Source organism: Phocaeicola sp. (assembly GCF_048170425.1).
GTDB lineage: Bacteria > Bacteroidota > Bacteroidia > Bacteroidales > Bacteroidaceae > Phocaeicola.
The window spans coordinates 1-5,635 of the sequence record NZ_DBEXBB010000198.1; the positions used below are offsets into that span (position 1 = coordinate 1).

Consider the following 5,635-nt stretch of genomic DNA (forward strand, 5'->3'; position numbering starts at 1 on the left):
CAAAGGAAAAAACAGGCGGAAATCCGTCGGAAAACGTATCTTTACAATCCATATTACAAACAATGCATAAACATTTGTCTCATGCAAATACAACTTGTTTCAACGGGCAAGAAACGTTTCCTCCCGCTCTTGCTTCTGGCTGACGAACAGGAATCCATGATAGACCGCTACCTGGAACGGGGCGACTTATACGTGATGTACGAAAGGCTGCTTACGGAACCGGTTGCCGTGGCCGTCGTGACGGATGAGGGGAAAGGAATTCGTGAGCTGAAAAACCTGGCCGTAGCCCCGCACTGGCAACGGAAAGGATACGGACGGCAGATGGTGGAATACCTTTGCCAGCATTACCAGAATGTATGTCACACGCTGACGGTAGGCACAGGAGACAGCCGTATGACCATTTCTTTTTATCAGAACTGCGGGTTTGTTTACTCGCACACGGTGCCCGACTTTTTTACCCTCCACTATGACCATCCGATTGTAGAGGATGGAAAGGTGCTGAAAGACATGTATTATTTCAGCCGCACTCTTGCCCAGACAAATGAAACTGAGGGATGAACCAGAATAAACCTGGCAAAAGTTTGCTCGTTCCGCAAAAAGTAACGTCCTTTGCAACTGTAAATTCACAAGACTATGGCTGACAATTACATTGAACGACAATACGAAGCATATCAGGCACGGAAGGCGGCCTGGGAGAAAGAACGGAAGTACAAGAAGAAAAAGCCGGCGGCTCCGGCCGAGACTCCCCACCGCTCGGGGGCTTTCCTGCAAAATCAGGTGAAGAAGGTGGTGGCTGTGCACGACCTGTCGGGTGTGGGCCACGTGTCGCTGATGGCGGTCATTCCGGTGCTCTCGTCCATGGGCTTTCAGGTGTGTCCGCTGCCCACGGCGGTACTGTCCGCACATACGCAGTACCCCACGTACTCGTTCCTCGACCTGACCGACGAGATGAAGCGCATCATCGAGAACTGGGAGAAGATGAACGTGCACTTCGATACCTTCTACACCGGTTACCTGGGTTCGGCTCAGCAGGTGCAGATTGTGGAAGAATTCATCCTGAAGTTCCGTGGGGAGAACGACATGGTGGTGGTAGACCCGGTGCTGGGCGACAACGGCCGTCTTTACAAGGGCATCACTGAAGAGATGGTGACGGAGATGAAGAAGCTGATTCACCTGGCGGATGTCATCACGCCCAACCTGACGGAGCTGTATTATCTGCTGGACATGCCGTATCAGGAGCACATCACGGACGCGGAACTGAAGCAGGCGCTGAAGACGCTTTCCGACCGGGGCCCGGCCATCGTCATTGCTACGAGCGTGCCGGTAAGCGGTGACCCGCGTTCTACGTCGGTCTATGCCTACAACCGCTTTGGCGACCGCTACTGGAAGGTGACCTGCCCCTATCTGCCGGCACACTATCCGGGCACGGGCGACACGTTTACGAGTGTCATCACGGGGGCGCTGATGCAGGGCGACAGTCTGCCCATTGCGCTCGACCGCGCCACGCAGTTTATCTTGCAGGGCATACGGGCCACGTTCGGCTATGAGTACAACAACCTGGAGGGTATCATGCTGGAGAAGGTGCTCCACAACCTCGACATGCCGATTCAAATCAGCAGTTACGAGCTGGTGGAATAAGCCGCCACGCGAATCAGTACATACGTATCTGCCCGACGGGGAGTTCCACTTCGCCGAAGGGTATCAGGGCATTGAACAGACGGATATGCCGGAAGTTTCCGAGGGAGGCGACCGGGATGTCCGTTTCTTTTATCTGTCCGCTGTCGAGCAGGTGGCGGCGCTGGGTACCGGCCAGCAGAGGCTGTGCGGGGGTATGCCATTCGCATCCGTCCCAGAGGGCGATGTTGGCGATGGAGGTATCGGTGAGGAGTCCGTGGCGCACGATGAGCACGTCGTCGGCCGTATCGCGCAGGGCGAAGGCTTCGTCGAGCACACGGCGGTCGGCCTGCTTGTAACGGTAGTCGATGTCGTCCTGCACCACCAGTTGCAGACTGTGTACGGGGCGGACGTGGTAGGGAAAGTATTCCACGCGAATCACGTCGCGGGCATAGGTCAGGCGGCAGCGGGTGCGTGCGGTGTAAGCTTCCGGACGGAGGTAGTCACACACGTGGAGGTCGGGCACAGAACCGAAAAAGGCACGGCGCGTGTCGTTCATGCGGCGGTCGTGCAGCGAGGTATGCCACACTTTCCCGTCTTCGATGCGGAGGGTTTCAATAAAGAGGCACATAGACTTTCTGTTTCATTTCTTCGTATTCGTTTCGGGCTTCGCTGCGGAAGGTGATGCCTCCCCCGCTCTTGAACAGCATCATACCGTCTTCCTGCTGTTCCAGGAAACGGATGAGCACGGCACTGTCCAGGTTACGGCCGTCAAAGTAGCCGGTCACACCGGTGTAGAAACCGCGGTCGTACGCCTCGGCCTCACGGATAATCTGCACGGTGCGGGGCTTGGGCGCACCGGTGATGGAACCTGCCGGCAGGAGACTGAAAAACAGGTCGCCCAGTTGCGAAGGATAGTCCTCGGGCAGGCGGCCACGGATTTCGGAGCTCATCTGGAGCAGCGGACCACGGTGGGTATGCAGCTCGTCGAGGTAGCGGTAGCGGGTCACGGTAACTTCGGTGGCGAAGCGGCTCAGGTCGTTGCGGATGAGGTCGGTGATGGTGGCGTGCTCGGCAGCTTCCTTCGGGTCGGCCAGCAGGCGTTCGCGGGCATCGGGCAATGTGGCGTCTATCGTACCTTTCATGGGATGGGAATAGATGAAACCGTCTTCTATCCGGACAAAGATTTCGGGCGAGAACACCACGAAGCGACCGTTTACCCACAGCTTGTAGGGGGCACGGGCGTACTCAAATATTTGCAGCAGCGAGAGGTCGGTACCGACGGGAGTGGCACAGGTGTAGTTCACCAGAAAGGAGTTGCCGCCGTGCAGGTGACGGTGTACGAGGTCGAATCCGCGGCGGTAGTCTTCAAAGCTCATCGGATGAGGCTCCCAGCGGAAGGAGTCGGGACGCGGAGTACCGGATATTCCTTGCGGCACGTTTGTGGCTCCCGGAAAGGCAAACAGCAGTTCCGAAGAAGGCAGACGGTGGGGTTCTTCCACCAGGCATTCCTCGCCGGTATAGTCTATCAGGAAAAAGAACGGACGGCCTTCGCTTCCGAAACGGTTCATGCGGGCTATGGCTTCCTCACGGCCACAGAATGAGAGGGTATCAGTCATTTCGTTTGGTTTTGAAGGAACAGAGATAAAGGGTCACTCCCACGGCCACGGCAAGCATCATCGCTTTCAGCCAGAGGGCATCGAATATCAGGAAGATGCAGTGCAGGGAGGTGAGCCACAACAGGCTCAGGGCGAGAATCTTGGCGCGCAGGGGAATGGCGCGTGACTCGCGGAAATCGCGGATATAAGGTCCCAGCAACTTGTGGTTCAGCAACCACTGGTAGGCTCTCGGTGAACTGCGGAAAAAGAGGGTGGCCGAAAGCAGCAAGAAAGGTGTGGTAGGCAGCACGGGCAGGAAAATGCCGGCCACACCCAGTGCCAGCGACAGGAATCCGATGGGGAGGTAAATGTATTTCATGGCGCAAAAATACAAGGTAAACGGCACACCGCAGGCAGGAGTTTAGTTAATAACCTCAAAATCGGAAGGGCTACACGTGGATAAGCTTGCAGAAAAAGAAAGTTTTCATCATATTTGTAATTGTTACAATCTTGTTAAACTATTCAACTATCAAAGAATCATGAGAAAACTAATCTGGACTTTATGTGTGATGGTGTGGAGCCTGGCGGGCTTTGCACAGGAAAAGAGTTACCAACTTTCCAGCCACATCCTGGACATTCAGCAGGGGCAGCCTGCGGCGGGAGTGAAAATCAGTCTGTCGCAACTTCAGCCCGACGGAAAGGCCTGGGCGCTGCTGGAGGAAAGACTGACCGACGAGAACGGCCGTGTGAAGGATTTCCTGGAAGAAGGCACGACCGACCACAAGGGCATCTACCGCCTGACGTATCACGTGGCGCCCTACTTCGAGCGGTTGCAGCAGGATTCGTTCTACCCGTTCATCGAAGTGGTGTTCGAAATCAAGGACGGCAAGCACTACCACGTGCCAATCACGCTTTCGCCTTACGGATATTCTACGTATAGAGGAAACTGAAAAAAGAATGGGAGCCTTTTCAAGCTCCCATTTTTCGTGCCTTGCGGGTGCAATATCGCTTGCACTGGGCACAGATGTCATAACCCAGCATGGCTCCCAATATGAAATCTTCTTCCGGAGTGAGCAGGTTCAGGGGGCGTGTCACCATCATGCGGATGGCTTCAATGCATTCCGCCTTGCCGAAGAAGAGATTGATGCGCTCGTCGTCCACCGGCTGAATCACAAACTTGATGCGCTGGCTTCGCAGACGTTTCACGGCAAAGTCTTCATATCGCTTGTTCGTGGTGTACAACACCATCTGACGCACGCCTTTCTTCAACTCATAGATGTGGTTGAGAAAGACTTTCAGTTCTACGGGATTGATATCGGGAGTCATCATGGGCTACGGATTTAGAAGATAGAGAAATGAGGTCGGAAGGAATCAGGCCAGATCGGCTTTGAGCATCTCTGTCCAGGCCGACACGCGGGCATCGGTCCGGTCGCTTTCGTTCACGTCGTCGAGGGCCAGTCCCACGAATTTTCCGTCGGCTGCGGCCACGGAAGAAGCGTAGGTGTAATCGCTGTCGGGCACGGCTCCCACGAAGGTGCATCCGCTGTCTTTCAAATCTTCAAAGAGAAGGCCCATGCCATCGCAGAAGGTGTCGGAATAGGATTCGGAATCGCCGCAGCCGAAGAGGGCGACAATCTTGCCGGAGAGGTTCGCATTTTTCAGCACCTTGATGCCGTCGTACCAGTCATCCTGCAACTCTCCGTCACCCCAAGTAGAGGTACCCAGAATCAGGGCCTCGTAACTCTCTGCCAAGGCAGCATCCAGCTTGCTCACATCGTGTACGTCTGCCGGAGATACTCCCAGCTTTTCCGCTATCAGGCGGGCCACAGACTCGGTGGTGCCTGTGGTAGAACCATAAAAAATACCAGTTTTCTTCATTTTCTACATGTTTGATTTGACATCGCAAAGAAACGGCATCCGGCGCAGATTTGAAATACCTAAAAATTGGGATTTTGAAGGCGGCATCTGCGGGTTATTTACTAACTTTGGGCAGAAAAACAAAAGGCCGGCCTTCTGCCGGATATAAAGTATGAGAAGAAAGGAAGATAAAAATACCATTATCGAGATATGTCCGGTGCGGAACGTGATTGCCCGTTTCGGCAACAAATGGGCTTTGCTGGTCATTCTGATTTTAAGTGAAAACAAGGTACTGCGTTTCAGCGAACTCAAGAAAATGATTCCCGACGTATCGTCGCGAATGCTGTCGAGCACGCTCCGTACACTGGAGGCCGACGGACTGGTAAGCCGGAAGGTGTATCCCGAGGTACCGCCCAAAGTAGAATACAGTCTGACGGAAACCGGACTTTCGCTGGTTCCCTTCATCGTCCAGCTGACTGAATGGGCGCAAAAGCACATGAAATCCATCGTGAAACACCGGGAGGAGTTTGAAGCTGCCGAAGAAGAGTAGCAGCTTCTTTTTCTTT

General features: G+C 54.5%; 9 protein-coding genes. 4 read left to right on the plus strand and 5 right to left on the minus strand.

The window, feature by feature from the left end; translation table 11 throughout:
• Positions 1-81: 81 nt before the first annotated feature.
• Both ACMJ0U_RS07820 and ACMJ0U_RS07825 read left to right on the plus strand, forming a co-directional pair.
• Positions 82-558 (plus strand): GNAT family N-acetyltransferase, encoded by a 477-nt coding sequence (locus ACMJ0U_RS07820; RefSeq protein WP_417129384.1) that lies wholly within the window; start codon positions 82-84, stop codon positions 556-558.
• A 207-nt stretch (positions 559-765) separates the two neighbouring features.
• Positions 766-1,638, plus strand: coding sequence for a pyridoxamine kinase (locus tag ACMJ0U_RS07825; protein ID WP_417129397.1), 873 nt, complete (start codon positions 766-768; stop codon positions 1,636-1,638).
• Positions 1,639-1,651: 13 nt separating this feature from the next.
• Here ACMJ0U_RS07825 and ACMJ0U_RS07830 read toward each other — a convergent pair whose 3' ends face one another.
• Genes ACMJ0U_RS07830 through ACMJ0U_RS07840 form a run of 3 tightly spaced genes read right to left on the minus strand, consistent with a single transcriptional unit; the run spans position 1,652 to position 3,591 of the window.
• On the minus strand, positions 1,652-2,245 hold the full coding sequence (locus ACMJ0U_RS07830) for an aminotransferase class IV family protein (protein WP_417129386.1): 594 nt from the start codon (positions 2,243-2,245) through the stop codon (positions 1,652-1,654).
• On the minus strand, positions 2,229-3,233 hold the full coding sequence (locus tag ACMJ0U_RS07835) for an aminodeoxychorismate synthase component I (RefSeq protein ID WP_417129388.1): 1,005 nt from the start codon (positions 3,231-3,233) through the stop codon (positions 2,229-2,231). The genes ACMJ0U_RS07830 and ACMJ0U_RS07835 overlap by 17 nt, the downstream gene beginning before the upstream one ends.
• The gene (locus ACMJ0U_RS07840; RefSeq protein ID WP_417129390.1) at positions 3,226-3,591 is read right to left on the minus strand and encodes a YbaN family protein; all 366 of its coding nucleotides are present in this window, start codon (positions 3,589-3,591) and stop codon (positions 3,226-3,228) included. The genes ACMJ0U_RS07835 and ACMJ0U_RS07840 overlap by 8 nt, the downstream gene beginning before the upstream one ends.
• A gap of 160 nt (positions 3,592-3,751) precedes the next feature.
• Here ACMJ0U_RS07840 and uraH point away from each other — a divergent pair, with 160 nt between their 5' ends.
• Positions 3,752-4,162, plus strand: a complete 411-nt coding sequence (uraH, locus tag ACMJ0U_RS07845) for a hydroxyisourate hydrolase (protein ID WP_417129392.1) — start codon at positions 3,752-3,754, stop codon at positions 4,160-4,162.
• Between the two features lie 19 nt (positions 4,163-4,181).
• Here the strand turns inward: uraH and ACMJ0U_RS07850 are convergent, their stop codons facing one another.
• Positions 4,182-4,541, minus strand: coding sequence for a DUF2023 family protein (locus tag ACMJ0U_RS07850; RefSeq protein ID WP_007563936.1), 360 nt, complete (start codon positions 4,539-4,541; stop codon positions 4,182-4,184).
• A 42-nt stretch (positions 4,542-4,583) separates the two neighbouring features.
• Positions 4,584-5,090, minus strand: a complete 507-nt coding sequence (fldA, locus tag ACMJ0U_RS07855; protein WP_417129394.1) for a flavodoxin FldA — start codon at positions 5,088-5,090, stop codon at positions 4,584-4,586.
• Positions 5,091-5,241: 151 nt separating this feature from the next.
• On the opposite strand from fldA, the gene ACMJ0U_RS07860 reads away from it, so the two are divergent.
• Positions 5,242-5,619 (plus strand): winged helix-turn-helix transcriptional regulator, encoded by a 378-nt coding sequence (locus ACMJ0U_RS07860; RefSeq protein ID WP_417129396.1) that lies wholly within the window; start codon positions 5,242-5,244, stop codon positions 5,617-5,619.
• Positions 5,620-5,635: the final 16 nt, after the last annotated feature.